The organism is Neisseria sp. P0014.S009, from assembly GCF_051958155.1.
Lineage (GTDB): Bacteria > Pseudomonadota > Gammaproteobacteria > Burkholderiales > Neisseriaceae > Neisseria > Neisseria flavescens_C.
In genome coordinates, this window is the sequence record NZ_JBQCVS010000191.1 from 1 (window position 1) to 250 (window position 250).

Consider the following 250-nt stretch of genomic DNA (forward strand, 5'->3'; position numbering starts at 1 on the left):
GTGCCTCGACCACGACGCCGATCCGGCCGAGTTCGACCACCACTGGCAGAACGACCAGAACCGTCAGGCCGCAGTCATCGAGAAGGCGTGGCACATCGTCGCCGGAGTCCGACTGGACGAAGTCGTCACCGAACTCATCTCCTGCCTGTGTCGGCAGAACCACGTCGCTGGGCACCGCGCCGACATCGTCATGGCCGAAGCCACGCGGGCCCATGCCGCCCTGGCCGGTCGCGGCGTCGCCACCGAGGAT

At 68.0% G+C, this 250-nt stretch carries 1 pseudogene; it reads left to right on the forward strand.

The window, feature by feature from the left end:
• A pseudogene (locus tag ACTHS4_RS12260) lies at positions 1 to 250 on the forward strand (hypothetical protein); the annotation flags it as partial.